This is a genomic window from Mesorhizobium sp. B2-7-2 (assembly GCF_006440775.1).
Lineage (GTDB): Bacteria > Pseudomonadota > Alphaproteobacteria > Rhizobiales > Rhizobiaceae > Mesorhizobium.
This window is the reverse complement of the sequence record NZ_VFTZ01000001.1, coordinates 426,109-451,126: the sequence shown is the minus strand read 5'-3', so window position 1 is coordinate 451,126 and position 25,018 is coordinate 426,109. Positions and strand designations below refer to the sequence as shown.

25 protein-coding genes and 1 pseudogene are annotated in these 25,018 nt (G+C 64.3%); 9 read left to right on the top strand and 17 right to left on the bottom strand.

Annotation, left to right across the window (positions count from 1 at the left end; genetic code table 11):
* Positions 1–16: 16 nt before the first annotated feature.
* Both gltA and gltX read right to left on the bottom strand, forming a co-directional pair.
* The gene (gene gltA / locus FJ425_RS02260; RefSeq protein WP_140546402.1) at positions 17–1,345 is read right to left on the bottom strand and encodes a citrate synthase; all 1,329 of its coding nucleotides are present in this window, start codon (positions 1,343–1,345) and stop codon (positions 17–19) included.
* Between the two features lie 178 nt (positions 1,346–1,523).
* Positions 1,524–2,948, bottom strand: a complete 1,425-nt coding sequence (gene gltX / locus FJ425_RS02255) for a glutamate--tRNA ligase (protein ID WP_140721416.1) — start codon at positions 2,946–2,948, stop codon at positions 1,524–1,526.
* 102 nt (positions 2,949–3,050) lie between these two features.
* Here gltX and FJ425_RS02250 point away from each other — a divergent pair, with 102 nt between their 5' ends.
* Positions 3,051–5,516, top strand: coding sequence for a ComEC/Rec2 family competence protein (locus FJ425_RS02250; RefSeq protein ID WP_140721413.1), 2,466 nt, complete (start codon positions 3,051–3,053; stop codon positions 5,514–5,516).
* 36 nt (positions 5,517–5,552) lie between these two features.
* Here the strand turns inward: FJ425_RS02250 and lexA are convergent, their stop codons facing one another.
* The gene (gene lexA / locus FJ425_RS02245; RefSeq protein ID WP_140721410.1) at positions 5,553–6,287 is read right to left on the bottom strand and encodes a transcriptional repressor LexA; all 735 of its coding nucleotides are present in this window, start codon (positions 6,285–6,287) and stop codon (positions 5,553–5,555) included.
* Positions 6,288–6,719: 432 nt separating this feature from the next.
* Here lexA and kynU point away from each other — a divergent pair, with 432 nt between their 5' ends.
* Complete coding sequence (kynU, locus tag FJ425_RS02240) at positions 6,720–7,967, top strand: kynureninase (protein WP_140721408.1); 1,248 nt, start codon at positions 6,720–6,722, stop codon at positions 7,965–7,967.
* A 47-nt stretch (positions 7,968–8,014) separates the two neighbouring features.
* Positions 8,015–8,845, top strand: coding sequence for an alpha/beta hydrolase (locus FJ425_RS02235; protein ID WP_140628220.1), 831 nt, complete (start codon positions 8,015–8,017; stop codon positions 8,843–8,845).
* A gap of 48 nt (positions 8,846–8,893) precedes the next feature.
* Here the strand turns inward: FJ425_RS02235 and glp are convergent, their stop codons facing one another.
* From glp to FJ425_RS02210, 5 genes are read right to left on the bottom strand one after another with little or no spacing between them, the layout of a single operon-like run.
* Positions 8,894–10,099, bottom strand: coding sequence for a gephyrin-like molybdotransferase Glp (gene glp / locus FJ425_RS02230; protein WP_140627871.1), 1,206 nt, complete (start codon positions 10,097–10,099; stop codon positions 8,894–8,896).
* Positions 10,099–10,578 (bottom strand): cyclic pyranopterin monophosphate synthase MoaC, encoded by a 480-nt coding sequence (gene moaC / locus FJ425_RS02225; RefSeq protein WP_140627874.1) that lies wholly within the window; start codon positions 10,576–10,578, stop codon positions 10,099–10,101. Before moaC ends, glp begins: the two co-directional genes overlap by 1 nt.
* Positions 10,579–10,580: 2 nt before the next feature.
* Entirely contained in the window at positions 10,581–11,393 is an 813-nt protein-coding gene (gene trpC, locus FJ425_RS02220; protein WP_140627877.1) for an indole-3-glycerol phosphate synthase TrpC, read from the bottom strand.
* A gap of 5 nt (positions 11,394–11,398) precedes the next feature.
* A complete protein-coding gene (gene trpD, locus FJ425_RS02215) occupies positions 11,399–12,409 on the bottom strand; it encodes an anthranilate phosphoribosyltransferase (RefSeq protein ID WP_140627880.1) in 1,011 nt (336 codons plus the stop codon).
* Positions 12,406–14,301, bottom strand: coding sequence for a peptidylprolyl isomerase (locus FJ425_RS02210; protein ID WP_140627883.1), 1,896 nt, complete (start codon positions 14,299–14,301; stop codon positions 12,406–12,408). Before FJ425_RS02210 ends, trpD begins: the two co-directional genes overlap by 4 nt.
* Positions 14,302–14,444: 143 nt before the next feature.
* Here FJ425_RS02210 and tpiA point away from each other — a divergent pair, with 143 nt between their 5' ends.
* From tpiA to FJ425_RS02185, 5 genes are all read left to right on the top strand, one after another.
* Entirely contained in the window at positions 14,445–15,212 is a 768-nt protein-coding gene (gene tpiA / locus FJ425_RS02205; RefSeq protein WP_140627886.1) for a triose-phosphate isomerase, read from the top strand.
* A gap of 336 nt (positions 15,213–15,548) precedes the next feature.
* The gene (gene secG / locus FJ425_RS02200) at positions 15,549–16,049 is read left to right on the top strand and encodes a preprotein translocase subunit SecG (RefSeq protein WP_140627890.1); all 501 of its coding nucleotides are present in this window, start codon (positions 15,549–15,551) and stop codon (positions 16,047–16,049) included.
* A 210-nt stretch (positions 16,050–16,259) separates the two neighbouring features.
* Positions 16,260–17,387 carry a L,D-transpeptidase gene (locus tag FJ425_RS02195; protein ID WP_140542387.1) on the top strand — a complete coding sequence of 376 codons (1,128 nt, stop codon included), beginning with the start codon at positions 16,260–16,262 and terminating at the stop codon, positions 17,385–17,387.
* A gap of 148 nt (positions 17,388–17,535) precedes the next feature.
* Positions 17,536–19,173 carry a CTP synthase gene (locus tag FJ425_RS02190; RefSeq protein WP_140542386.1) on the top strand — a complete coding sequence of 546 codons (1,638 nt, stop codon included), beginning with the start codon at positions 17,536–17,538 and terminating at the stop codon, positions 19,171–19,173.
* A 19-nt stretch (positions 19,174–19,192) separates the two neighbouring features.
* A complete protein-coding gene (locus FJ425_RS02185; RefSeq protein WP_140721405.1) occupies positions 19,193–19,738 on the top strand; it encodes a DUF1697 domain-containing protein in 546 nt (181 codons plus the stop codon).
* Positions 19,739–19,879: 141 nt separating this feature from the next.
* Here the strand turns inward: FJ425_RS02185 and FJ425_RS31910 are convergent, their stop codons facing one another.
* The 9 genes from FJ425_RS31910 to FJ425_RS02140 form a co-directional block, all read right to left on the bottom strand.
* Entirely contained in the window at positions 19,880–20,107 is a 228-nt protein-coding gene (locus tag FJ425_RS31910; RefSeq protein ID WP_140721402.1) for a GDCCVxC domain-containing (seleno)protein, read from the bottom strand.
* Positions 20,104–20,385, bottom strand: a complete 282-nt coding sequence (locus FJ425_RS02175; RefSeq protein ID WP_140721400.1) for a cation transporter — start codon at positions 20,383–20,385, stop codon at positions 20,104–20,106. The genes FJ425_RS31910 and FJ425_RS02175 overlap by 4 nt, the downstream gene beginning before the upstream one ends.
* An 11-nt stretch (positions 20,386–20,396) precedes the next feature.
* Positions 20,397–20,774, bottom strand: coding sequence for a mercuric transporter MerT family protein (locus FJ425_RS02170; RefSeq protein ID WP_140627902.1), 378 nt, complete (start codon positions 20,772–20,774; stop codon positions 20,397–20,399).
* Entirely contained in the window at positions 20,771–21,424 is a 654-nt protein-coding gene (locus tag FJ425_RS02165; protein WP_140721397.1) for an NrsF family protein, read from the bottom strand. Before FJ425_RS02165 ends, FJ425_RS02170 begins: the two co-directional genes overlap by 4 nt.
* Complete coding sequence (locus tag FJ425_RS02160; protein WP_140721394.1) at positions 21,421–22,026, bottom strand: sigma-70 family RNA polymerase sigma factor; 606 nt, start codon at positions 22,024–22,026, stop codon at positions 21,421–21,423. The genes FJ425_RS02165 and FJ425_RS02160 overlap by 4 nt, the downstream gene beginning before the upstream one ends.
* On the bottom strand, positions 22,023–22,505 hold the full coding sequence (locus FJ425_RS02155; protein ID WP_140695992.1) for a DoxX family protein: 483 nt from the start codon (positions 22,503–22,505) through the stop codon (positions 22,023–22,025). Before FJ425_RS02155 ends, FJ425_RS02160 begins: the two co-directional genes overlap by 4 nt.
* The gene (locus FJ425_RS02150) at positions 22,502–23,296 is read right to left on the bottom strand and encodes a DNA-binding domain-containing protein (protein WP_140721391.1); all 795 of its coding nucleotides are present in this window, start codon (positions 23,294–23,296) and stop codon (positions 22,502–22,504) included. Before FJ425_RS02150 ends, FJ425_RS02155 begins: the two co-directional genes overlap by 4 nt.
* Complete coding sequence (locus FJ425_RS02145; protein ID WP_140721388.1) at positions 23,280–24,143, bottom strand: DUF692 domain-containing protein; 864 nt, start codon at positions 24,141–24,143, stop codon at positions 23,280–23,282. The genes FJ425_RS02150 and FJ425_RS02145 overlap by 17 nt, the downstream gene beginning before the upstream one ends.
* Positions 24,144–24,209: 66 nt before the next feature.
* A complete protein-coding gene (locus tag FJ425_RS02140) occupies positions 24,210–24,542 on the bottom strand; it encodes a DUF2282 domain-containing protein (protein WP_140542394.1) in 333 nt (110 codons plus the stop codon).
* A 186-nt stretch (positions 24,543–24,728) separates the two neighbouring features.
* On the opposite strand from FJ425_RS02140, the pseudogene FJ425_RS31905 reads away from it, so the two are divergent.
* A pseudogene (locus FJ425_RS31905) lies at positions 24,729–24,909 on the top strand (hypothetical protein); the annotation flags it as partial.
* Between the last annotated feature and the right edge of the window lie 109 nt (positions 24,910–25,018).

Sequence of the window (25,018 nt, the reverse complement as noted above, 5' to 3'; positions counted from 1 at the left end):
TTCGCTATTCGCTCAATTACCTTTTCGCAATCGGCACGTAATCGCGTTCCGTGGCGCCGGTGTAGAGCTGGCGCGGGCGGCCGATCTTCTGGTGCGGATCCTCGATCATTTCCTTCCACTGCGCGATCCAGCCGACGGTGCGGGCGACCGCGAACAGCACGGTGAACATGGTGGTGGGGAAGCCCAGCGCCTTCAGCGTGATGCCGGAATAGAAGTCGACATTCGGGTAGAGCTTCTTTTCGATGAAGTACTCGTCGGTCAGCGCGATCTTTTCCAGCTCCATCGCGATGTCGAGCAGAGGATCGTCCTTGATGCCGAGCTCACCCAGCACCTCATGCGCGGTCTTCTGCATGATCTTGGCGCGCGGATCGTAGTTCTTGTAGACGCGGTGGCCGAAGCCCATCAGCCGGAACGGGTCGTTCTTGTCCTTGGCGCGGGCGATGAACTCGGGGATGTGGTCGACATGGCCGATCTCGCCCAGCATGTTGAGGGCCGCTTCGTTGGCGCCGCCATGCGCCGGACCCCACAGACAGGCTATGCCGGCGGCGATGCAGGCGAACGGGTTGGCGCCCGACGAGCCGGCCAGGCGCACGGTCGAGGTCGAAGCGTTCTGCTCGTGGTCGGCGTGCAGGATGAAGATGCGGTCCATGGCGCGCGCCAGCACCGGATTGATCTTGTATTCCTCGCACGGCACGGCAAAGCACATGTGCAGGAAGTTGGCCGCGAAGCCGAGATCGTTCTTTGGGTAAATGAAGGGCTGGCCGATATGGTACTTATAGGCCATCGCCGCGATCGTCGGCATCTTGGCAATCAGGCGCATCGAGGCGACCATGCGCTGATACGGGTCCGAGATGTCGGTCGAGTCGTGATAGAAGGCCGACAGCGCGCCGACCACGCCGCACATCACCGCCATCGGATGCGCGTCGCGGCGGAAGCCGGTGAAGAAGCGCGACATCTGCTCATGCACCATCGTGTGGCGCGTCACGCGATAATCGAAGTCGTCCTTCTGCGCCTTGGTCGGCAACTCGCCGTAGAGCAGCAGATAGCAGACCTCGAGGAAGTCGCCATGCTCGGCGAGCTGATCGATCGGGAAGCCGCGATGCAGCAGGATACCGGCATCGCCGTCGATGAAGGTGATCCCCGATTCGCAGCTCGCTGTGGAGGTGAAGCCGGGGTCGTAGGTGAAGGCGCCAGTGGTGCTGTAGAGCGAACCGATGTCGATGACGTCCGGCCCGACCGTCCCGCTTCGCACCTTCAATTCGTGCGTCTTGCCGGCGAGCTCGAGCCTGGCGGCCGACTCGCGCGTTTTGCTGCCCGGTTCCGGTTTTGTCGCAGCTTCGCTCATTCTCAACTCCTTTTGTTCCTCATGCCGGCAAGGCAATTCCTGCAAACGACACGTCGAAGTCACCGGAATGCGCGAACTCGCCACCGCATTTTAGGAGGTGCGTGCCAGATTGGGCCAAGCCCAATGTTGCACTGCGAAACGCACCTTTCAATGCCAATCTTCTTGGGCCAGCTCGCTCCTAATCGATTTGATCTCCAATGCGCGCCAGGCTTTCCTGACGGCCCAGCACGGCAAGCACGTCGAACACTCCGGGCGAGGTGCTGCGGCCAGTCAGCGCGGCTCTCAGGGGCTGCGCCACGGCGCCCAGCTTGTGCCCGCCGGCCTGCGCGAAGTCGCGGATCGAAGCCTCCGCCGAGGTCGCGTTCCAGTCGCCCTGCACAGAAGCCAATGCGCTATGCGCGCCGCGCAGAATCGCGCGCGCATCCGCGTTGAGCAAGCCCGCCGCCTTCTCGTCCAGCGGCAACGGCCGCTCGACGAACAGAAACGCCGCGCCGTCGACCAGTTCCACAAGAGTTTTCGCCCGCTCCTTTAGGCCGGGCATGGCGGCAAGCAGTTGCGCCTTGCGCCTGTCATCGAGCTTTGCCGCGAGCGCCGGGCCGCCTTCGAGATAAGGCAAGGTGGCGACGAAGATGTCGAACAGCGCCCGGTCGTCCATCTTGCGCATATGGACGCCGTTCAGTGCCTCGAGCTTGGCGAAGTCGAAGCGGGCCGCACCCTTGTTGACGTCGCCGATGTCGAACCAGGCGATCATGTCCTTAATCGACATCACCTCGTCGTCGCCATGGCTCCAGCCGAGCCTGGCCAGATAGTTGAGCAGAGCCTCGGGCAGGTAGCCCATGGCGCGATATGCCTCGACGCCGAGCGCGCCATGCCGCTTCGACAGCTTGGCGCCGTCGGCGCCGTGGATCAGCGGGATGTGCGACATCGACGGCACGTCCCAGCCCATGGCGTTGTAGATCACCGTCTGGCGCGCGGCATTGGTCAGGTGATCGTCGCCGCGGATGATGTGGGTGACGCCCATGTCGTGATCGTCGACGACGACGGCATGCATGTAGGTCGGGACGCCATCGGAGCGCAGGATGATGAAGTCGTCGAGATCCTTGTTGGGGAAGCGCACCTCGCCCTGCACGCGGTCGTTGACGATCGTCACGCCCTCGGTCGGCGCCTTGATGCGGATCGCGCCCTTGACGCCTGCCGGCGCCTCGGAGGGGCCGCGGTCGCGCCAATGGCCGTTGTAACGCGGCGGCAGGCCCTTGGCACGTGCGGCTTCGCGCATCGCCTCGAGCTCCGCCGGCGTCTCGTAGCTGTAATAGGCCTTGCCCATGCGCACGAGCTCCTCCGCCACCTCGCGATGACGCGGCACGCGCTCGAACTGCGAGACGGCGTCGCCATCCCAGGAGAGGCCAAGCCAGGTCAGCCCGTCGAGAATGGCAGCCGTGGCAGCTTCGGTGGAGCGCTCGCGATCGGTATCCTCGATGCGCAGCAGCATCGTGCCGCCAGTGTGCCTGGCATAGAGCCAGTTGAACAGCGCCGTGCGCGCCCCGCCGATATGCAGGTAGCCTGTAGGCGAGGGGGCAAAACGGGTGACGACCTTGTCGGACATGGAACTCTCGAGGAAGCGCTGAAAAATGCATGTTTCGCGCAGACTTCCACGCGACCGGCGTTCATGTAGCATAGGCGGTCTGGGGCGCAAGGGGCAGACCCGATGGCTGGACGTGGCCGGGGCGCGGAGGAGGGCGGGGGAACGACAGCAGGCGTCAGCGAACGCCTGATGTTTGCTCATGCCGTGCCCGCTGAGGAAGCGCCGCTTTCGCTTCGGGCGCCGCGTCCGCCAGCTGAGCTTCTGCCGCCTGGCGGCGGCACGTTACCGCCAGCATCGCCGACAGCCAATGTCGGCCGGATCCGCAGACAGCTTGGCCGCGTTTCGCTTCCTGCTCTGCGCCGAAGCGTTGCGGTCGCCGCCACCACCGAGCTCGACCGTGGCGTCGGCTTTCTGCTGGTGCCGGTGTTCCTGGCAGCCGGCGTGATCTGTTACTTCTCGCTGAGCGCCGAGCCGGATCTCTACAGGCCGCTTGCGGCGGTAGCCCTGATGGCGGTCTGCGCGGCGGTGTCGCGCTCCTGGCAGAGAACGCATCTTCTCTTCATGGTGACGCTTTTCTGCGCCTTGGGCTTTCTCGCAGCCAAGGTGGAGACCTGGCGGATGGCGACCCCGATGCTGGGTTCCGAAATCCAGACGCGGCTGACGGGCCGCCTCGTCACCGCCGAGGCGATGGCCAACGGCCGTGTCCGGCTCACCATAGATCTCATATCCACGGAGCGTCCGAAGCTGCGCTACGCGCCGGACCGCATCAGGCTGTCGGCGCGCAGGATCCCGTCCGGCATGACGGCCGGGTCGATGCTGACCGGCTATGCCAAGCTGCTGCCGCCGACAGGTCCGGTTCGGCCTGACAGCTACGACTTTTCCTTCGACAGCTATTTTGCCGGTATCGGCGCCAGTGGCTTTTTCCTGGGCGATCCGAAACTTGTCGCGTCGACCCCGAGCGCGCCAACGGAGGTGCCCTTCGGCGCGCGCATGGCATCGGCCATAGAAAATGCTCGCGAGGGGATTGCCGACCACATCAGGAGCAGCATCGGCGGTTCCGAGGGCGAGATCGCGGCGGCGCTGATCGTCGGCGTTCGTGCCGGCATTCCGGAAGCCATCAACGAGTCGATGCGGCGCACCGGCATCTACCACATCATTTCGATCTCCGGCCTGCATATGGCGCTGGTCGCCGGCACGATCATGGTCCTGCTGCGCGGCGCCTTCGCGCTGTTTCCGGATTTCTCGTCGCGCCGGCCGGTGAAGAAATATGCCGCTGGCATCGCGCTGGCGTCGATCGCCGCCTACCTCGTGATCTCCGGCATCGTGGTGGCGGCCGAGCGAAGCTTCATCATGCTTGGCGTTATGCTGGTCGCAGTGCTTTTCGACCGCGCGGCGCTGACCATGCGCAACCTGGCGATCTCTGCCATCGCCGTCATCCTGGTCTCGCCGCACGAAGTGGTCGGCCCGAGCTTCCAGATGTCCTTCGCTGCCACCGCCGCCCTGGTCGGCGCCTATGCCGGCTTTGCCGACTATCGTGCCGGCAAAACGACCGCGCCGCCGGCAAAGCGTTCGTTTCTCGAGTTCGTATCGCGAAAACTGGCGATTGGAGCGGGTGGCGCCGCTGTGACGTCGCTCATCGCGGGCAGCGCGACATTGCTGTTTGCCATCTGGCACTTCCAGCGGGTGTCGCCGCTCAGCCTGCTGGCCAATCTGGCGGTCATGCCGATCGTCTCACTGGTCGTCATGCCGTTCGCCGTGCTGAGTGCGCTGGCCATGCCCTTCGGCGTCGACGGTCCGCTCCTCTACGTGATGGGCAAGGGCCTGACGGCGATGATCGCCATCTCGGCATGGATTTCCGAGCGCTCGCCTGTCGATGCCGTGGGGCTGATCTCGATCCAGTCGGTGCTGCTGGCGACGGTCGCGCTGGTCGTCGCGACAATGGCCACCACCTGGCTGAGGCTTGCCGCCGTTCCCTTCGCGCTCGCCGCGCTGCTGGCCATTCCGCACGTCCGCACACCGGATGTGCTCATTTCCGAGGACGCGCATCTGGTGGCGATGCCGATCGGCGGCGACGAGCTTGCCGTCAATCGCGAACGCTCCAACGAGTTCACCACCGACAACTGGAAACGGGCGCTGAAATCCGAGGATATCGTGCCGCCGGAAAGGTTCGCCAAAGATACGCTGGACATTGCCGATCCCGTCGACCTGCCGCCCGGCTCGCCCTTCTACTGCAGCGGCGATCTCTGCATCGGCCGGCATCCTTCCGGCGCGATCGTCGCGCTCGCCGAGACCCGCGACGCCGCCCGGCCGGCCTGCGGTTTCGCCGACCTCATCGTCATCAACGACGCCACGGCCTATAACCCATGCCGCGATCCGCGTATGCTCGTCGTTACCAAGCGGCAGCTGGCGCGCGACGGCAGCGCCGCCGTTTTCTTCGATCCGCAATCGGCAACCGCGCGGCCCACCGTCCGCTACGCAGTCGTAGAACCATACCGGCCCTGGCACGAGCAGCGGAAATACACGCGCGAGGCGAGGGGACTGGCGCCCTATAAGCAGCCGGAAAAACCAGCCGCCGAACCGGCCCAATAGATTGTCGTCCGGGCGAAGAAGGCCGGGCAGTTCTGCTCAATAGCGGCGGATAAGTCCGACGAGCTTTCCCTGAACCTTGACCCGGTCCGGTCCGAATATCCGGGTCTCATAGGCCGGGTTTGCGGCCTCGAGCGCGATCGAGGCACCCTTGCGACGGAAACGCTTAAGCGTCGCCTCCTCATCGTCGACCAGCGCCACCACGATCTCGCCCGGGCTTGCCGTGTTGGCATTGCGGATGATGACGGTATCGCCGTCGAAGATGCCGGCCTCGATCATCGAGTCGCCCTTGACCTCCAACGCGTAATGCTCGCCGCCCATGATCATGTCCGGCGGCACCGAGATCGAATGCGTCTGGTGCTGGATGGCGTCAATCGGCACGCCGGCGGCGATGCGGCCCATCACCGGAATGGATACGGCCGCCGCGGCCTCGTCGTCATTGCTTGGCGTCGGGGTGCGCGATGGCGTCGTCGGCTTGACCTGGCGACTGAGATTGCCTTGGCCGCCCTGGATGACGCTCGGCGAAAACTTCTTCGCGGCATTCAAGCCAGGCGCGATCGAGTCGGGCAGGCGCAGCACTTCCAGCGCGCGCGCCCGGTTCGGCAGCCGGCGAATGAAGCCGCGTTCTTCCAGCGCCGTGATCAGCCGGTGGATGCCGGACTTGGAGGCAAGGTCGAGCGCCTCCTTCATCTCATCGAATGATGGAGGAATCCCGCTCTCCTTCAGGCGTTCATGGATGAACATCAGGAGTTCATGTTGTTTGCGCGTCAGCATCGGCGGCCCCCACGGGTTCTGAAACCAGAATCAGAAAAACAAACCCAGAACAAACACTATCTGTTCCAGTTGTGTTCCGCAACCGTTTAAAGTTTAGTGAATTTGTTAAGGCGGCCGAAACAATGTCGCATCCGGTGATGCCCTGGCCGCCCGGCTGGGGTAGCGGCGTTGATTCCGCTCGGATTTTGGAGCCTCCTTAAGCTGAATCAAGAGCCGACGCCATCACGAAGCCGCGCATGGGACCACGTCGGTTCCTGCGCAAGCGTGCCGCACCGTGAACGAAACGAACCCAAAATGCCAACCTTGGTGAAGTTCCGGTCCGCAGTCTTCGTCGTCTATGGACCAGCTAACATGGGACCAAAGGTTCTTGCCCTGCCGCCGACGGTGGTGAGACAACCCCCTTGGCCAGATCGAAATGGAGGCGGCAGCACAATGAGGGGAATTCCTGATTTCGCCGAAGTCGAGGCGATGGATGCCGCGGATCCGCTGCGCGCCACACGCGATCGCTTCGTCTTGCCGGAAGGCGTCCTATATCTCGACGGCAACTCGTTGGGCGCAGCTTCGATCGACGTCTTCAACGAGATCGAGACTGCCGCGAGGCAGGAATGGGCGCGGGATCTCATCCGCGCCTGGAACACCGCCGGCTGGTTCGATATGCCCATCGAGCTCGGCGACCAGCTGGGGCGCCTGATCGGCGCGAAACCCGGCCAGACGGTCGTTTGCGACACGACCTCGATCAACATCTACAAGGTCCTGCATGCGGCGCTCGCGATGCGACCCGAGCGTTCTGTGATCGTTGCCGAGGCCGACAGCTTTCCGACCGACCTCTACATGGCGGAAGGGGTCGCATCGACGCGGCCCGGCACGGTGCTGCGGCTCGAAGGCGCCGATGCCCCGACGATTGAGGAACTGGTCGACGATCGCGTCGCGGTCATCCTGGTCAACCACGTCAACTACAAATCCGGCCGGCTGCGCGACATGGCGGCGCTCACCCGCAAGGCCCACGATGCCGGGGCGCTGATCGTCTGGGACCTCTGCCACACGGCGGGTGCGCTGCCGGTGGATCTCGACGGCTCGAGTGCCGATTTCGCCATCGGCTGCACCTACAAGTATCTCAATGGCGGGCCGGGCTCGCCGGCCTTCATCTACGCCGCGAGCCGCCACCACGGCGACATTCGCCAGCCGCTCAGCGGCTGGTGGGGCCATGCCCGGCCTTTCGCGTTCGAGCAGGGCTATGCCGCGGGCACTGGCATCCGGCGGTTCCTGTGCGGAACGCAGCCGGTGCTGTCGATGCGCGCGCTGAAAGGCGCGCTGGATCTCTGGAACGACGTCGACATGAGGGCCGTGCGGAGAAAAAGCGTCGCGCTGACGGACCTGTTCATCCGGCTTGTCGAGGCCAGATGCGGCGGCATCGGTCTTGAGTTGGAGAGCCCGCGCTCAGGCGCAGAACGCGGCAGCCAGGTATCGTTCGCCCATCCAAATGGCTACCAGGTGATGCGCGCCCTGATCGAGCGCGGCGTGATCGGCGATTTCCGCGCGCCATCCACCATTCGTTTCGGCTTCACGCCGCTTTATGTCGGTTACCGCGATGTCTGGAATGCGGTCGAGGTGCTGGAGGACATCCTGCGCACTGGCATCTGGCAAGACGCGCGCTTTGCCGTCAAAACAACTGTTACCTGACTTTGAATCGGCGATGCCGAACAAATGACCTGATCGCGGAGACACCGTTGCTGGGACATCGTGTTGTCGACTGGGATGACGCCTACGCAAATGGCGCCAACATCGCGGGCGGCGACCGCTGGCCCGCGGCGTGGGATGGTCCGGCGCGGGCATTCCGCGAAAGGCTGCTGTCAGAGGGCAGGGCGCGGCTCGATATCGTGTATGGCGACGCGCCGCGCAATCGCTTCGACCTGTTTCTCCCGTCTGCGGCGCCAAAGGGGCTCGTCGTATTCATCCACGGCGGCTACTGGATGGAGTCGGACAAGGGCTCCTGGTCGCATCTGGCTGGAGGCGCGCTCGGGCGCGGCTTTGCCGTCGCCATGCCCTCCTACACGCTGTGCCCGCAGACCAGGATCAGCGGCATAGTCGGCGAGGTCGCTGCAGCGATCGAGAAGGCGGCAGCCATGGTCGATGGTCCGCTGATGCTGACCGGGCACTCGGCCGGCGGGCATCTGGCCAGCCGAATGGTGACCACGGCCTCACCGCTATCATCCGATGTGACATGGCGCATACGACAGGTGGTTTCGATTTCAGGCCTGCACGACCTTCGGCCGCTGATGTTCACCGCGCTGAACGAAACATTGAACATCGACGAGCCGGAAGCGCGGAGCGAAAGCCCGGCATTACTGCGGCCTCGACAGGGAGCCTGCATCACCTGCTGGGCCGGCGGCGGCGAGCGTGCGGAATTCCTGCGCCACAGCGCGTTGCTCGCCAACATCTGGACCGGGCTCGGCGCTGCCACCTGTTCAGTGGTCGAGCCGGACCGACATCATTTCAATATTGTCGATGGTCTCGCCGACCCGGATCATCCCCTGACCCGTACGTTGGTCGGCGAATAAGGGTTACGATCGACCTCGTCGACCTATCAGGATCGACTTCGTCGACGTCTAGCGCAGCATGAGCACGCTGCATTCAGCGCCGGCTTCCGCGGCCGGCGCAAAGGGCTCGCGCACGATCAGGCCGTTGGCGTCGGCGAGCATCCGCAGCATAGAGGAGTCCTGGATGCCGAAAGGCGTCGCGATCAAGGTGCCGGCGTCCTCGCGCACGACGGCGCGCACATAGTCCTGCCTGACGTCGTTGGCCCGCATCGCGGTGCCAAGCCGGGCCATTCGCATATCCTGCCGATGATCGCGGCCGCCGAGCCGGGCAAGCAGCGGCTTCAGGAAGAGTTGCGAGCAGACAATGCTTGCCACCGGATTGCCGGGCAGGCCGATGCAGCGGACATTGCCAAGCCGGCCAAACATCAGCGGTTTGCCGGGGCGCATGGCGATCTTCCAGAAATCGAGCTGCATGCCTTCGCCGGTCAGCACGCCATGGACGAGGTCGTGGTCGCCGACCGAGGCGCCGCCGAGCGTGACGATGATATCGGCGCCGGCCTCGACCGCTTTCCGGACCAGCGCGGCAATCGCCTCCTGGCGGTCGGCGGCGATGCCGAGATCGAGCGCGCGCGCGCCGACCGACTGGGCGGCGGCGGCAACGCCGTAAGCATTCGACGAAATGATCTGGTCGGGGCCGAGCGCGCTGCCTGGCGGCAGCAATTCGTCCCCGGTGGCGATGATCGCGACCAGCGGCCGGCGCACGACGCACAAGGCTGGGTGGTTGGCCGAGGCCGCCAGCGAAAGGGCCGCCGCATCGAGAACTCGGCCCTTTTCGAGCAGCACGTCGCCCTGACCGAAGTCGAGCCCGCGGCGGCGGACATTGCGTGCTTCTGCGGTTGGCTCCGTCAGCTCGATCCTGCCATTGCCGAGATCGCGGACGTTTTCCTGGATGACGACGGTGTCGGCGCCCTCCGGCAACGGCGCCCCGGTGAAGATGCGCACGGCCTGGCCTTCGCCGACGGTTCCGGAGAAACCGCGTCCGGCAGGCGCCATGCCGATGACCTCGAGTAGCGCCGGCGCCGAGGCGACATCGGAGAAGCGCGCGGCATAGCCGTCCATCGCGGAGGCATCGAAAGGTGGTTGCGTGCGCAACGCGACCACCGGCTCGGCCAGCACGCGGCCCGCCGCGTCAGCCAGCGGAACGCGCTCGCCCGGCAGAGCCGTCACGCCGTCCAGCAGGCGTTCGAGCGCCTCGGTGACCGGAAGCAAGGCCATTATGAACCCGCCTTGTAGTCGCCAGATTTGCCGCCGGTCTTCTCGACCAGCCGGACGCCGGAAATCACCATCCCGCGGTCCGCTGCCTTGGCCATGTCGTAGATGGTGAGGCAGGCGACTGAAGCGGCGGTCAGCGCCTCCATCTCCACACCCGTCTTGCCGGTGACGCGGGCGAGCGCGGTAACCTTGAGACCTGGCAAGGAACGGTCCGGCTCGATCTCGACGGCAACTTTGGTCAGAAGCAGCGGGTGGCAGAGCGGGATCAGCTCGTGCGTCTTCTTCGCGGCCATGATGCCGGCGATACGGGCAGTCCCCAATACGTCGCCTTTCTTGGCGTCGCCGGCCAAGATCATCTCCAGCGTTTGCGGCTGCATGGAGACAAACCCTTCGGCGACTGCCGTGCGCGTCGTCTCCGCCTTGTCGCCGACGTCGACCATGTTGGCTTCGCCCTTGGCACCAAGATGGGTAAGGGAGGCCATCCTCAAACGGCCTCGGCACGGGCCTTGCCGGTGAGCAGCCGTTGCGTGGCGGCGGCCACGTCGGCCTGCCGCATCAGGCTCTCGCCGACCAGGAACGTGCCGATCTTGCTCTTCTCCAGCCGGCGGCAATCCTGATGCGTGAAGATGCCGCTTTCGCTGACCAGCAGCCGATCCGCCGGCACCATGGCCGCCAGCCGCTCCGAAACGTCGAGGCTGGTTTCAAAGGTTCTGAGATCGCGGTTGTTGATGCCGATCAGCCGCGACGAGAGGCGGAGCGCGCGTTGCATTTCGTTTTCGTCGTGCACCTCGACCAGAGCGTCCATGCCGAGCTCGAAGGCGGTCGCCTCAAGGTCCTTGGCAAGCGCGTCGTCGACGCTTGCCATGATGATCAGGATGGCGTCGGCGCCCCAGGCGCGTGCTTCGTAGACCTGGTAGGGATCGAACAGAAAATCCTTGCGCAGAGCCGGCAGGCGCACCGCTGCCCGAGCGGCCGTCAGGAATTCGGGAGCGCCGTGGAAAGACGGGGCGTCCGTAAGCACCGAAAGGCAGGCGGCGCCGCCTTTCCGATAGGCGTCGGCGAGCGCCGGTGGATCGAAATCCGCGCGGATCAGGCCCCTGGAAGGGCTGGCCTTCTTGATTTCGGCGATCAAAGCGAAGCCGCCGTCTCGGCGCTTGGCCTCCAGCGCGGCAAGGAAGCCGCGCGGCGGCTCGGCGTCCCTGGCCTTCGTCCTGATCTCGGCGAACGACACGGCGAGCTTCGCCGCGGCGATCTCTTCACGCTTGTAGGCTTCGATCTTGCGCAGGATATCGGACAAGGGGTCTAACCGTTCGAAATCTCGATGAGCTTGTCGAGCACCGCAAGCGCGCGGCCGCTGTCGATCGCTTGCGCCGCCGCCGCGATGCCGTCGGCCAGCGTCGTCACCTTGCCGGCCACAACCAGCCCGGCGCCGGCATTCATCAGCACCGTATCGCGATATGCGCCGGCGGCTCCGCCAAGCATATCGCGCAATTCCTTGGCGTTGTAGGCCGCGTCGCCGCCGCGCAGCTCTTCCTTTGTGTGCCGCTTCAAGCCAACGGCTTCCGGCGTCAAGGTGAAGCTGCGAATCTCGCCGCCGGCGAGCTCCGCCACCTGGGTCTCGCCGGTGGTGGTGATCTCGTCATAGCCGTCGCCATGGACGACCCAGGCGTGATCAGCGCCCAGCGCCTTGAGCGTCTCGGCCACGGGCATGATCCACTCCGGCAGGAACACGCCAACCATCTGGCGGCTGACGCCGGCGGGGTTCGACAGCGGTCCGAGCAGGTTGAAGATGGTGCGCGTGCCGAGCTCGACGCGGGTCGGCCCGACATGCTTCATCGCCGGATGATGCGCCGGCGCGAACATGAAGCCGACACCCGCCTCATGGATGCAGCGGCCGATCGTCTCCGGCGGGATGTCTATTCTGACGCCCAGCGCCGTCAGCACATCGGCGGAGCCGGTCAGCGAGGACAGGCCGCGATTGCCATGCTTGGCCACCGGCACGCCGGCCGCGGCGATGACGAAGGCCGAAGCGGTCGAGATGTTGACCGAATGCGAATTGTCGCCGCCGGTGCCGACGATGTCGATGGCGCCTTGCGGCGCCTCGACGCGCAGCATCTTGGCGCGCATCGTAGCGACCGCGCCGGAAATCTCGCCCACCGTCTCGCCGCGCACGCGCAGCGCCATCAGGAAGCCGCCGATCTGGCCGGGTGTCGCGTCGCCCGACATGATGATGTCGAACGCCTCGCGCGCTTCCTCGAAGGAAAGCGCGGTGCCCGTGGCGACCTTGGCTATGTGTGTCTTGAGAGCGCTCATCGTGTCTGTGCTTGCGAAACCGCGTTCGGATCGATGCGAATGTCATATTGCGACTGCAACTGCGCCACCAGCTGGTCGAGCAGATCGTCGGACATGCCGGCGCCGAAGGATTTCTGCGCGTCGTCCGGCACCGCGCTGCCATCGGCGCCCGCCGGCTCGAAGACCTCGGCGACCTTGAACAGGATCTGGCCGTCGCCGGTGGGCGAGGGGATCAAACCAGTACCGCCTTCGCCGACGCCGAACATGGCCGCGGCGCCTTCCTTGCCGAAATCGGCATCGTCGGCTTCGCGCTTCAGGCCGCGTTTGGTCTGCTTGTCGAGCTTGAGCTCGCCGGCGATGACGTCGAGCGCGGTGCCTGCCTTGAGGCGCTTCTCCAGTTCCTGAGCCTTGGCGTCGAGACGCTTGTCGGTCTCGGCCTCTGTCCAGTCGGCGACGACCTTCTTGCGGACTTCATCCAACGTGCGGTCGCGCGCCGGCGTGACCGACTGCACTTCGTAGAAGACGAAACCGTTGCCGGCAGTCGTCAGGCCTTCGTTCTCGGTATTGGGCTCCGCCGCGAACACCGATTTGATCAGCTCGGCCGATTCCGGCAGGTCGTTGACGATCGTGCCGTCCGGCCGCTGGCCGGTACGGTCGATGGCGTCGATGGTGACGACCTTGAGCTTCAACTTCTCGGCGGCCTGGGCCAGCGAGGCGCCCGAGGCGCGGGTGTCCTCGTAGCTGTCATGCACATCGAGCAGGATGCGGCTTGCCTCGCCAAGCGCCAGGTCCTTGCGGATCTGGCCGGACACTTCCGACAGCGGCTTCACCACCTGCGGCTTGATCTCGGTGACGCGCAACAGCACGGGACCGAAGGCGCCCTGGACGACCTGGCTCACCTCGTTGGCATTGAGCGAGAAGGCGGCATCGGCCACCGCCTTGTCGGCGATCTTGTCCTTGGCAAGCGTGCCGAGCAGCGTGTCGGCCTGCGTCTTGCCTTCGGCGGTGACGAGCTTGTCGAAGGTAGCGCCAGCCTTCAGCGAATCCAAAGCGGCCTTGGCCGCATCCGGCGTCTTGAACACCAGCTGCTCGATGGTACGCATCTCGGGCGTCGTGTAGCGCGCGATGTTCTTGTTGTAGTCCTCGCTGATCTGCTGGTCTGTCACCGCGGACGGATCCATGATGTCCTGCGGCTCCAGCCGGACATAGGAGAACTTGCGGTATTCCGGCGCGGCATAGTTCTTCTTGTTGGCGTCGAAATAAGTTTTGAGGGCGCTGTCGGACGGCGCCTCGATCGGCTGCACCAGCGTCTTCGGCAGCACGACATAGTCGATCGTGCGATCCTCGCCGCGATAGAGAGAGACCGCTTTCAGGAAGGTCTGCGGAACCTTGAGGCCGTCGGAGATCGCCTCGACGATCTGCTGGCGCACGGCCACCTGCGAGCGGTTCCTGAGATAGTCCTCGGGCCGCATGCCGAGCTGGCGCAGCAGATACTCGAAGGTGCGGCGATCGAACTGGCCGCCGGGGCCCTTGAAGGCCGGATCCTCGCGCGTCAGTTCGGCCAGCCGATCCTTGGAGAGGCCGAGCCCGAGCTTGCGCGCCTGTTCGTCCAGCACGGCGCCCGAAACGAGCTGCGCCAGCACCTGATTGTCGACGCCCAGCAGCTTGGCCTGTTCGTGGGTGACGCGCTGGCCATATTGCTGCGACAGAAGGTTGAGCTGGCGGTCGTAAGCGAGGCGGTACTCGTTGATCGAGACCTCCGTGCCGCCGGCCGTGATCACCGCGTGATGGCCGCCCAGCACGCCACCCACCATGCGCGTGGTCGCGCCCCAGGCGAGGAAACTCACCACCAGCAAGGACAGCAACGCCTTCGCGACCCAGGTGCCTGCCGCGCTTCTCAATATACTAAGCATGCATACTTCCGATTTTTGCGCATTTTCGCGTGCGCCGAGTCTGAAACAAGCGCAATAGCGCCCTTCCGGCCCACTGTCGATTGCTTTGTGACCTGATTTTGGTAGTGAGGGCGCTGCTTAATGTCGCTCGGAGAACGCGCCCCATGACCCCTGGAATCCGCCCGCTTGTCGCCGGCAACTGGAAAATGAACGGCACCAGCGCCTCGCTCAACGAGCTGCGGTCGATAGGCAACGGGTTCATGAGCGGGCTCGACGCGGAGACCGAAGCGCTGGTGTGCGTGCCGGCGACCTTGCTGCAGCGCGCCGCCGAGATCCTGTCGCGCACGCCGGTGCGTGCCGGTGGAGAGGATTGCCATCCCAAGGAGAGCGGCGCCTTCACGGGCGAGATTTCGGCCGAGATGCTCAAGGATGCTGGCGCGAGCCACGTCATCGTCGGCCATTCCGAGCGCCGCGAGCTGTTCGGCGACGACGATGCAATAGTCCATGCCAAGGCGTCGGCGGCCTGGCGGGCGGGGCTGGTGGCCATCATCTGCATCGGCGAGACGCGCGCCGAGCGGGAGGCGGGCGCCACGCTTGATGTCCTGTCGCGCCAGCTTGACGGTTCCGTGCCGGCGAGCGCCACCGCCGCCAACACCATCATCGCCTACGAGCCGGTCTGGGCGATCGGCACCGGCCTGACGCCGACCGCGGCCGATGTCGCCGAGGCGCATGCGCATATCCGGGGCAAGCTGACCGCGCTGTTCGGCGATACCGCGGCCAGGACGCGCATTCTTTATGGCGGCTCGGTCAAGCCTTCCAACGCGGTGGAACTGCTCAGCGTCGACAATGTCGACGGCGCGCTGGTCGGCGGCGCCAGCCTGAAGGCAGCCGATTTCCTGGCCATAGCGGAAGCTTATATGAACATGGCTTAGCCTGCGTTGATATTCAGGTGATGCCGGCCTGCGAACGATGATTTCCTGCGCTTCCGGCCTCCGCCGGCCGAAGCCCTCATAGGTGTCTCAGCCCTATAAGGGCTACGGCCGGCGTAGGCCGGTTCTCGAAAACCAACGTTTCCGGCTCGGCCTGACCTGAATCTCAACACACCCCAGCCCGTCTCCCAGGCTCGCGCGGGCTAAATCGTTGTAAAGGCCGCATTGCTTCCCATATTCCCGGCCACGGGCTTGGAAATGCCGCCAAAGCATTGTAAGGAGCCGCCTCCAAATCATCGGTCGCATGCGCGCTCGCGCAAGGCCTCGCCAGGATAAATTATGGAAACCGTACTGATCGTCGTCCACCTCATGGTCGTGCTCGCCCTCGTCGGCGTGGTGCTGCTGCAGCGCTCCGAAGGCGGCGGCTTGGGCATCGGCGGCGGCTCCGGTTTCATGACCGCTCGTGGCGCCGCCAACGCGTTGACCCGCGCCACCGCGATCCTGGCGGCAGCCTTCTTCGTGACGTCGCTGGCGCTGTCGATCCTTGCCCGCTACGGCGAAAAGCCGATCGACATCCTCGACCGTCCGGCAACGTCCAGCCAGGGCAACGGCGTGCTCAACCAGCTGCCGGGTTCCAATGGGCCGGTGGGCACTTCCAAGCCCGCCGCTCCGGCTGGCGGCTCTGCTCCCGCGGCCCCGGCTGGCGGTGCGACGACCACCACGCCGCTTGCCAACGGCACCACCGCGCCGGCTCCGGCCACAACGCCCGCGAATCCGACCACCGCGCCGGCGACCAACGGCGTCACCTTGCCGGTCACCCCTCAGGTTCCGAACCAGTAGCCGGACAAGCACCGCCGCGATCTGTTGTTCTTTGAACACAGTCGCGGCAAATGCGCCCCCGATCACGAAGATTCAACCGGGCGTGTCGCCTGCCTCAGCTTGAGGCGATGACGGCTAATCGATTATAGATTGCGCGCGGCACTTTTGGCGTCCTTGGGGGACGCCGGGCGACGCCGTGGGCAACACGCATCGAACGATCGGATCTTCGCCATGCAGCTTCGCAGCTTCATCATTTTGGGAGTCTGTGCCGTCCTCGGCATGGGTTCCGCGGCCCTTGCCGGACCGGCAACCATGGTCTCCTCCCCGTCGGTAGAGAAAACCGACGCCATTCCCGCTGCCGCCGCCAAGAGCGACGCATCGCAGCTGAGGCTTCTCAAGAAGAAGAAAAATCCGACCTCGGACGATCTCGCGCAGATCGGCAGGCTCGAGGCCAAGATCGACGCCGACAAGCAGGCGGCAAAGGATAAGGCGCTCGAGGCTCGCAAGATGGCCATGCGCGAGGCCGCCAAGGCCAAGGCTGACGCGGCGCGCCAGGAATGGTTCGCCAAGAAGGGCACTGCCGCGCCGGCTGAGGTCGCCGACGCCAAGCCGGCCAAGAAGACCACCAAGATCATCGCGCCGCTGGATCCGGTCGCGCAGATCATTCCGGTCAAGGCCGAGGAGCCTATCCCGGCCGAGGCCATGAACATCACCGCTACCGGCAACAATGGCGAGTTGCGCAGTGAGCAGCCCGGCCAGAAGCAGACGAGCAGCGGCGGGCTATTTGCCGGCCTCTTCGGCGGCTCGTCGGTGAGCTCGATCAGTTACCTGCCCGAGACCCGCGCGCTTGATTCGGCGCTGGCCAAGAAGGCCGCCAAGCGGCCGTTCAAGGTGAAGCCGGAATTCGTGCCGCAGGACGTCACTTTCACCGGTTATGAGCCGGGCACCATCGTCATCGACACCAGTGCGCGCCGCCTCTATCTCGTCGAGTCGTTTTCCACGGCACGCCGCTATGCCATCGCGGTCGGCCGCGAAGGCCTGCAGTTCAAGGGCACGGTAGCCGTCGGCGACAAGCAGGAATGGCCGCGCTGGATACCGACGCTCGACATGCAGAAGCGCGAGCCGAAGCATTACGGCCAGTACAAGGACGGCATGCCCGGCGGCGGCGAGAACCCGCTCGGCGCGCGCGCCATCTATCTCTATGACGGCAAGAAGGACACGCATCTGCGCATCCACGGCACAATCGCGCCGCAGTCGATCGGAACCAGCGCCTCCAATGGCTGCTTCCGCATGATCAACGAGCACGTCATGGATCTCTACAGCCGCGTCAAGATCGGCACGAAGGTCGTTATTATCTAAGGCTTTCCATCAAACTGCCGAAAGGGCCGGCATCGCCGGCCCTTTTGTTTTGACTGAATCCAAGCCCGTGCGGGCCCCGGCGCCATTTTGGGAAAAAGCCTTCGCGGCGGTTTTTTCTCTGGCGGAATCAATCAGGCCGCGTTAAGCGATGACTCCCATGGCGCGATATGTATTCATCACAGGCGGCGTGGTTTCCTCACTCGGAAAAGGCATCGCCGCAGCAGCTCTTGGGGCTCTTCTGCAAGCGCGGGGCTATCGCGCGCGGATCAAAAAGCTCGATCCTTATCTCAATGTCGATCCCGGGACGATGTCGCCGTATCAGCACGGCGAAGTGTTCGTGACCGATGACGGCGCCGAGACCGACCTCGATCTCGGCCATTACGAGCGCTTCACCGGGCGCTCGGCGAACCAGCAGGACAACATCACCACCGGCCGTATCTACAAGAACATCATCGAGCGCGAGCGACGCGGCGACTATCTCGGCGCGACCGTGCAGGTGATCCCGCACGTCACCGACGAGATCAAGCATTTCGTGCTGGACGGCAATGACGACTACGACTTCGTGCTGTGCGAAATCGGCGGCACGGTCGGCGACATCGAGGCGATGCCGTTCCTGGAAGCGATCCGTCAGCTCGGCAACGACCTGCCGCGCAACAACGCCGTCTATGTGCATCTGACGCTGATGCCCTACATCCCGACGGCCGGCGAACTGAAGACCAAGCCGACGCAGCATTCGGTCAAGGAACTGCGCGGCATCGGCATCGCGCCCGACATTCTTTTGGTGCGCGCCGACCGGCCGATCCCGAAGGAGGAGCGCCGGAAACTTTCGCTGTTCTGCAACGTGCGCGAAAGCGCCGTCATCCAGGCGCTGGACGTGCCGCATATCTATGACGTGCCTCTGGCCTATCATCAGGAGGGCCTCGATTCGGAAGTGCTGGCGGCCTTCGGCATCGACCCGGCGCCGAAGCCGCGCATGGAGCCGTGGCAGAAGCTTTCCAACCACATCCACAATCCGGAAGGCGAGGTGACGATCGCCATCGTCGGCAAATACACCGGGCTCAAGGACGCCTATAAATCGCTGATCGAGGCGCTGTCGCATGGCGGCCTCGCCAATCGCGTCAAGGTCAAGCTCGACTGGATCGAAAGCGAGATCTTCGAGAAGGAAGACCCGGCGCCGTGGCTGGAGAAGGTGCACGGCATCCTCGTTCCCGGCGGCTTCGGCGAACGTGGCTCGGAAGGCAAGATCCTGGCGGCCAAGTTCGCCCGCGAGCGCAAGGTGCCTTACTTCGGCATCTGCTTCGGCATGCAGATGGCCTGCATCGAGGCGGCCCGCTCGCTGGCGGGTGTCGACCATGCGTCGTCGACCGAGTTCGGCCCGACCGACGAGCCCGTCGTCGGCCTTATGACCGAGTGGCTGAAGGGCAATATGCTTGAGAAGCGCAGGGCCGCAGGCGATCTCGGCGGCACGATGCGGCTTGGCGCCTACCAGGCCGAGCTCGCCAAGGGCTCGAAGATAGCGGATATCTACGGCGACACGCAGATTTCCGAGCGCCACCGGCATCGCTACGAAGTCAACATCGACTACAAGCAGCGTCTCGAGGATTGCGGCCTGGTGTTTGCCGGCATGTCGCCCGACGGCGTGCTGCCGGAGACGGTTGAATATCCCGACCACCCGTGGTTCATCGGCGTGCAGTATCACCCCGAACTGAAGAGCCGGCCGCTCGACCCGCATCCGCTGTTCGCGAGCTTTATCTCGGCCGCGGTGGATCAGTCGCGGCTGGTTTGAACCGACAGCGAACAAAGCCGTGCAGACCTATGTCGCGCTGCTCTACAGCATCATCCTGGGCGGGGGACGGCGGGTGGTCATGTCCGACCTGAAGGCCATGGCGGAAAGCCTCGGGCTGAAAAACGTCCGCACGCTGGTGGCGACGGGCAATCTGGTGTTCGAGGCGCGCACAGGCGAGCTTTCAAAGCTCGAGCGCCGGCTGGAAAAGGCGTTCGAGAAAAGCTTCGGCCGACATGTCGACATCATCGTGCGCGGTGCCGAGGACTGGCTGAAGCTTGCCGCCGCCAATCCGTTTCCGGACGAATCAGCGGACACGGCCGATCAGGTTGCGGTGCGCGTGATGCGCGAGCCGCTGCCCGCGGACACCGTCGAAGCACTCCAGGCCTATGCCGCCGCCGATGAGAAAGTATTCCTGGTGGACGGCGATATCTGGCTTGTCTTCTCGCGCGAGCGGCCGAGCTCGCGGCTGCTTGCCGCCGCTAATCACAAGCGCCTCGGCATCGGCACGTCGCGCAACTGGAACACGGTGCGCCGTCTGGCGGAGATGGTAGGCAGTAGGCAGTAGGCAGTAGGCAGTAGGCAGTAGGCAGTAGGCAGTAGGCAGTAGGCAGTAGGCAGTAGGGTGGCACCTTCTATTGCCTAATCCCTACTGCCTACTGCCCTTGTTTCAGACCTTGGCGATCCTTGCCCCGGCACCGCCGATGCCTCAGCAGCAATTATGGTGGCCGGCAGCACCGGACTGTCGCTCTTCCTGTTTCGGCGGACAGGGGTGATCGCCGTATGAGCAGAATACGCAGCAATCGCCCGGTAGGGGCTTGAGGATGATCTTGCAGCTTTCGCATTCGTAGAAATGCAGGCAGGCATTGGCAGGCATTGTCTCGCTTCTACGGTGGCCGCAGCCGGGACAGGTGATGGTGCTTGTAACCTCGATCATTGCTCGTTCACCAATGCTGCTGGATAGCCCGCATTGGCGGAAGCATCGGCGATCGACGCGGTGCTCGTCTTGCGGTCGTCGAAGACGACAGTTGCAGTCTTGGCGCCGACATCGGTCGAAACCGAGACAATGCCGTCGAGGTGCCTGATTGCGGTCGTAACGGTGATCGGGCAGAGCGGACAGGTCATGTCGGGCACCGAGAATGTGGCGGTGTGTTGTGCTGCGACGGCGGGCACCGTGGCCAGGAGCGGGACAACAATTGCAATGGCGACGCGCATGGCGGGATCTCCTACAAATTGAGCCGTCCGAAGACATCGACTGCCGCCGCCGCCACTGCAATGAGGCTCGCGGCCAACAGGACGAATTGGGTGGAACGGCGATAGACCGGACTGGCGCAAAGTGAACCGGCAAGGCAGGCCGCCTCATTGCGGCGATAGCGCCAGAATCCAACACCGATCGAGACGGCCGCGAGGGTGAGGAAGTATGGCTGGTAAGGCGCCAGCGCGGTGAGGCGCGCGATCCAGGCGCCACTGATTCCGACGAGAGCGAAGGCGAGAGGGAGCACGCAGCAGGCGGAGGCGAGGAGACCTGCCGAGAGGCCGCCAAGAGCGAGCGACAGGGCAGCCCGCGATTTCGCCAGGTTGCTGACGGGCAATGGTCCGCTCATTGTGGCTTCTCCGAGGCGTTCGATACAAACAGGCTGATGGCGCCGCCCGACAACACGATCAACGATCCGGTGCCGAGATTGAACATCAGAATCTCGATGCTGGCGTCGAGCGGATGGAAAAGGGTCAGCGCAGCCGCGGTGATCCCAGCAACGGAAAGACTTGCAGCCAAGATCACTGGCGCCGGGTCGAAAAGAGCGGCATGGCGAAGCATGAGCGCCAAGGCGAGCGATAAAGGCAGGCTGGTCAGCACCAACGTCGCAATGCAAGAAGCCATCTCACCGGGAGGTGCGCCGGGAACCAGCGGTGTCCAGAAGTTCAGACATTGATAGCCGATCGAGAAAAGCCACAGGGCAAGTGACGGAAGGGGCAGCCACAGCCAGTGACGTGAACGCCCAGGAAGGCTGACGACGAATGCCGCGAATGCGGCAAGGATGCCGGTGAAGACGGCCCCCGTGAGGCTTAAAGCGAAGCGGATCTCGGCCAGACGAACGAGCAGGCCTGGCCGCCAGCCGTGGGCTGTGGCGATCATGGTGAGGATCAATGCGGCGAGAAGCAAGAAACCGGTGGCCCGCAACAGCGGCGGACGGAGCCGCCTCACCGGCCTCAGATTGGCGGCAAGCGCGGAGATGAGATCATCCGTGGGAATCATGTTTCACTCCCGCCAGAGAAGAAGCTCCGAAGACGCCGGATGGCGCGGTGGGTGGCGACCTTGAGCGCTGCCACGCTCATACCGCTCGCCGCCGAGGCCTCCTTCAGCGACAGTCCCTCGATCTTGGTAAGCCGCAAGGCTTCACGCTGTCCGGGGGGAAGGCGGTCGAGGGCCGCGGCAATGTCATGGATATGTGTCATGTGCTCAAGGTTCGCGGACCGATCGGCAAAGGTTTCGTGGATGGGGTCCGATTCCGTTTCCAAGGCCCTGCGGCGACCCTGGCGGCGCAGACGGTCGATCAGCCTGCGTTTGGCAATGGCCGTGAGCCAGGGACCGAACGGCCGCGCCGGATCATAGGTCGCACGCACGGCGTGCAGCGTCAGCAGTATATCCTGCACCGCATCCTCGACATCGCTGGGATTGCGGTGACAGCGCACCGCGTGAGCGCGCAGGTATGGCGCAATGCTCTCGAGGAGCCGCCGATAGGCATTGGCATCGCCGTCCTGGGCCCTCGCCATGAGGATCGACCAATCCAGCTCCTGCACCTGCGGAGGAAGAGCGGCTTCGCCCCGCACAAGTTTCAGTGCAGGAGGGGTGGTCATTGCCGATACGCCTCCGAAGCAAATCGTCGCGCGACAAGCCGGTCAACGGAAATGGGCCCTGCGCCAAGGGCAATGATGGAGATCGCCATGGCGGCCCAGGGCAGATGGAAGTTGGCCCAACCGTCGGGCACGACAAGTTGGATGATACCGGTCATGACAAGCATCGCCAGCGCGGCAAAGCGGGTGGCGAGGCCCAGAACCAGCAGCACCGGCAAAGTGATTTCGGCGGTCGCGACCAGATAGGCAACGGCGTCGGGCATTGGGAAACCATACTCGGCACCGAAGATGTGCAACTTGAACTCCTCTTCGAACAGATAAATGGTGCTGTCCGAGAGCTGTAGGAAGCCGTCCCAGCGCGTGAGCCCGGAGCGGAAAAACGGCACCGCGAGTGCTGCTCGCAGAAATAGCGGCGCTACGGCCATGGCGACCGAGGAAAGCCACGCCGTCAGCGTACGGATCAGGTTCGGAGCTGACATCATGACGGCTCGTCTCCGGTATCCGGTTCAAGGCTCCAACCGATGAAAGCGCCGGCTTCAAGCAGTCCGGCCAACATCGTCCTGAGATCGAAGTGCTGGGTGGCTTCGAGTACGGCTATCGTCGCGGCCACCACTGACTTGCCGGCGCCTAAGGTCCTGATGAGGGCCGCAGCTCCCACCGGCAGCTGGCGCACGACGACTTCTGCGCCCGGGCGGATGATGAGAGCATCCTCACCACCTGCCTCGAGATCGACAGCAGCGGGCTCGCCGCCGGCAATGTTCATGCGCCAGATGGTGAGGGCGGGAAACTGCGATTGCGTCACCCGGAGCGAAGGATGGAGCGCCAGCCGGACCTCGCCCAGGCGGCCCTGATCGACGGCGAGGAGATCATTCGCCGAAAGCGGCTCCGCATCGGCCGCATGATAGGCCTCGATCCAGGCGCGCTCGATCCTCGCTACGTCAGCGAGGTAGGGAAGTGTCGCCGCGGGCTCGAACCCAGCGATGAATTCGGGGAGGCCTGCACCGTAGTCCAACATGACAGGGCGCCGCGGTGGATGGGCGGTTGCGAATTGCCCCGTCATGGCGCGGAAGAATTCATCCCCGACGATGCGATGAACGGCCGGGTAATTTTCCTTCAGTGTCTCGATGAGGCCGGCCACGACATTGTTGCGATAGACCGCGAAGCGACGCGGACTTGGCAAGCCGTCGGGTCCTACGAGGCCTTGCGGCGTGGCACGAGCGGCGTCAAGCAAGGCCAGCGCGAAATCCCGTTGCTGCTCAGCCAGCCCTTGCAAGGCGCACCTCCTGTCCTGGCGCGTGAGACTTCATATACGCTTCGGCCCGCATGGCTTCGGCATGCAGCTCACTCCATGATGGTAAATCGGCGTCCCATTCGATCAGCGTCGGCGTCGGACCGAGCTTGCCGATCGCGTAGGCGTAGAGTTCCCAAACCGACGGGTCGACCGGCCGGCTGTGGGTATCGATGAGCAGCGGCCTCTGTTTCTCGTCGGTTTCCGGCGTGAAGCCGGCAAGATGTATCTCCTGCACGGCGCCGAGCGGATAGGCGTCGATATAGGCGAAGGAGTCCCACTGCTGATTGGTCGAAGCGACGTAGACGTTGCTCACATCGAGCAGCAGTCCGCAGCCGGTGCGCCGCTGCACCTCGGCGATGAAATCAGGCTCGGCATAGGTGCTTTCTGCAAAGGCGACGTAGGTGGAAGTATTTTCCAGCAGCATCTGACGGCCAAGTGTTTCCTGCACTTCGTCGATGTGTGAGGCGATGCGCTGGAGCGTTTCCATCGTGTAGGGCATCGGCAGGAGATCGTTCAGAAACGCATCGCCGTGGCTCGACCATGCAAGGTGCTCGGAGAAAAGGCCCGGCTGATAGCGGGCGATCAGGTCTTTCAGGCGCCTCAAATGGTCTTGGTCGAGGGGCCCTGCCGCGCCGATCGACAGACCGACACCGTGCAACGAAAGAGGATATTGCTCGCGCACCGCAGCAAGGTACCGGTGCGGTGGTCCGCCCGCTCCCATGTAGTTTTCGGCATGGACCTCGAAAAAGCCGATGTCCGGCCCGGTTTCCAGGATCTCGCGGTAGTGCTGCGGCTTAAGTCCTACTCCGGCGCGCGGAGGAATGTTCATGGTCGACCTCCCGGAAGGCAGTGGAAGGGGCGGATGGCGATGCCACCCGCCGCGGTCTCCTCGGAATCAGCCGATCGGCTTTAGCGAGCCGTGGCCATTTGGCGTGGTCATGGCAGTACAGGTTCCCTTCGCCACCAGCTTGAAGGCATTGCCCTGGTAATCCTTGGTGGCCGTGCCCGCACATGTGGTTCCAGCACCCGCGTAGCAGTCGTTGTGGCCCTTCAGCGCTACGCCGAAACACTTCTCCATCTTGCCGGAAGCGACCTCTTTCTTGGTCTTCTCCTGCATCTTCATCATTTCCGCCTCGCTCATCGCGGCTGATGCGGAACCAATGGCGGCGGCGCCAATGGCTGCGGCGAAGGCACTGGCGACGGCGGCGGATATGAGGCGGTTTGACATGCTTTCCTCCAATGGGTGTTGTTGCGTGAACCCTTCTCCCCCGGCGATGCCGGAAGCCGCAGGTTCTACTGGAAGTTCGCGGCAGCGCTGGCGGAGGTTACGGCGGTTCACACCATCACCGTTCACGAATCTGTGTAGTGCCGCAGTCGGGCTCGTTATGTGGGATGGTTCGAGGTGGCGGCGGGGGTGATGCGCGAGCCAGTGCCGGGAGGCCGTTGCGGCGCTCCAGGCCTATGCAGTCGCCGACGAGTTGGTGCAGTTGGTAGACGGCGATATCTGGCTTGTCTTTTCGCGTGAGCGGCCGAGCTCGCGGCTGCTTGCCGCCGCTAATCACAAGCGCCTCGGCATCGGCACGTCGCGCAACTGAAACACGGAGATGGTAGGCAGTAGGCAGTAGGCAGTAGGCAGTAGGCAGTAGGCAGTAGGCAGTAGGGTGGCGTCTTCTATTGCCTAAGCCCTACTGCCTGCCGCCTTGT

What these genes read in the sequence shown, in the direction of transcription:
- gltA (WP_140546402.1), bottom strand. Translation starts at nt 1,345, where the DNA reads ATGAGCGAAGCTGCGACAAAACCGGAACCGGGCAGCAAAACGCGCGAG.
- gltX (WP_140721416.1), bottom strand. Translation starts at nt 2,948, where the DNA reads ATGTCCGACAAGGTCGTCACCCGTTTTGCCCCCTCGCCTACAGGCTAC.
- FJ425_RS02250 (WP_140721413.1), top strand. Translation starts at nt 3,051, where the DNA reads ATGGCTGGACGTGGCCGGGGCGCGGAGGAGGGCGGGGGAACGACAGCA.
- lexA (WP_140721410.1), bottom strand. Translation starts at nt 6,287, where the DNA reads ATGCTGACGCGCAAACAACATGAACTCCTGATGTTCATCCATGAACGC.
- kynU (WP_140721408.1), top strand. Translation starts at nt 6,720, where the DNA reads ATGAGGGGAATTCCTGATTTCGCCGAAGTCGAGGCGATGGATGCCGCG.
- glp (WP_140627871.1), bottom strand. Translation starts at nt 10,099, where the DNA reads ATGGCCTTGCTTCCGGTCACCGAGGCGCTCGAACGCCTGCTGGACGGC.
- moaC (WP_140627874.1), bottom strand. Translation starts at nt 10,578, where the DNA reads ATGGCCTCCCTTACCCATCTTGGTGCCAAGGGCGAAGCCAACATGGTC.
- trpD (WP_140627880.1), bottom strand. Translation starts at nt 12,409, where the DNA reads ATGAGCGCTCTCAAGACACACATAGCCAAGGTCGCCACGGGCACCGCG.
- FJ425_RS02210 (WP_140627883.1), bottom strand. Translation starts at nt 14,301, where the DNA reads ATGCTTAGTATATTGAGAAGCGCGGCAGGCACCTGGGTCGCGAAGGCG.
- tpiA (WP_140627886.1), top strand. Translation starts at nt 14,445, where the DNA reads ATGACCCCTGGAATCCGCCCGCTTGTCGCCGGCAACTGGAAAATGAAC.
- secG (WP_140627890.1), top strand. Translation starts at nt 15,549, where the DNA reads ATGGAAACCGTACTGATCGTCGTCCACCTCATGGTCGTGCTCGCCCTC.
- FJ425_RS02195 (WP_140542387.1), top strand. Translation starts at nt 16,260, where the DNA reads ATGCAGCTTCGCAGCTTCATCATTTTGGGAGTCTGTGCCGTCCTCGGC.
- FJ425_RS02190 (WP_140542386.1), top strand. Translation starts at nt 17,536, where the DNA reads ATGACTCCCATGGCGCGATATGTATTCATCACAGGCGGCGTGGTTTCC.
- FJ425_RS31910 (WP_140721402.1), bottom strand. Translation starts at nt 20,107, where the DNA reads ATGATCGAGGTTACAAGCACCATCACCTGTCCCGGCTGCGGCCACCGT.
- FJ425_RS02175 (WP_140721400.1), bottom strand. Translation starts at nt 20,385, where the DNA reads ATGCGCGTCGCCATTGCAATTGTTGTCCCGCTCCTGGCCACGGTGCCC.
- FJ425_RS02170 (WP_140627902.1), bottom strand. Translation starts at nt 20,774, where the DNA reads ATGAGCGGACCATTGCCCGTCAGCAACCTGGCGAAATCGCGGGCTGCC.
- FJ425_RS02165 (WP_140721397.1), bottom strand. Translation starts at nt 21,424, where the DNA reads ATGATTCCCACGGATGATCTCATCTCCGCGCTTGCCGCCAATCTGAGG.
- FJ425_RS02160 (WP_140721394.1), bottom strand. Translation starts at nt 22,026, where the DNA reads ATGACCACCCCTCCTGCACTGAAACTTGTGCGGGGCGAAGCCGCTCTT.
- FJ425_RS02155 (WP_140695992.1), bottom strand. Translation starts at nt 22,505, where the DNA reads ATGATGTCAGCTCCGAACCTGATCCGTACGCTGACGGCGTGGCTTTCC.
- FJ425_RS02145 (WP_140721388.1), bottom strand. Translation starts at nt 24,143, where the DNA reads ATGAACATTCCTCCGCGCGCCGGAGTAGGACTTAAGCCGCAGCACTAC.
- FJ425_RS02140 (WP_140542394.1), bottom strand. Translation starts at nt 24,542, where the DNA reads ATGTCAAACCGCCTCATATCCGCCGCCGTCGCCAGTGCCTTCGCCGCA.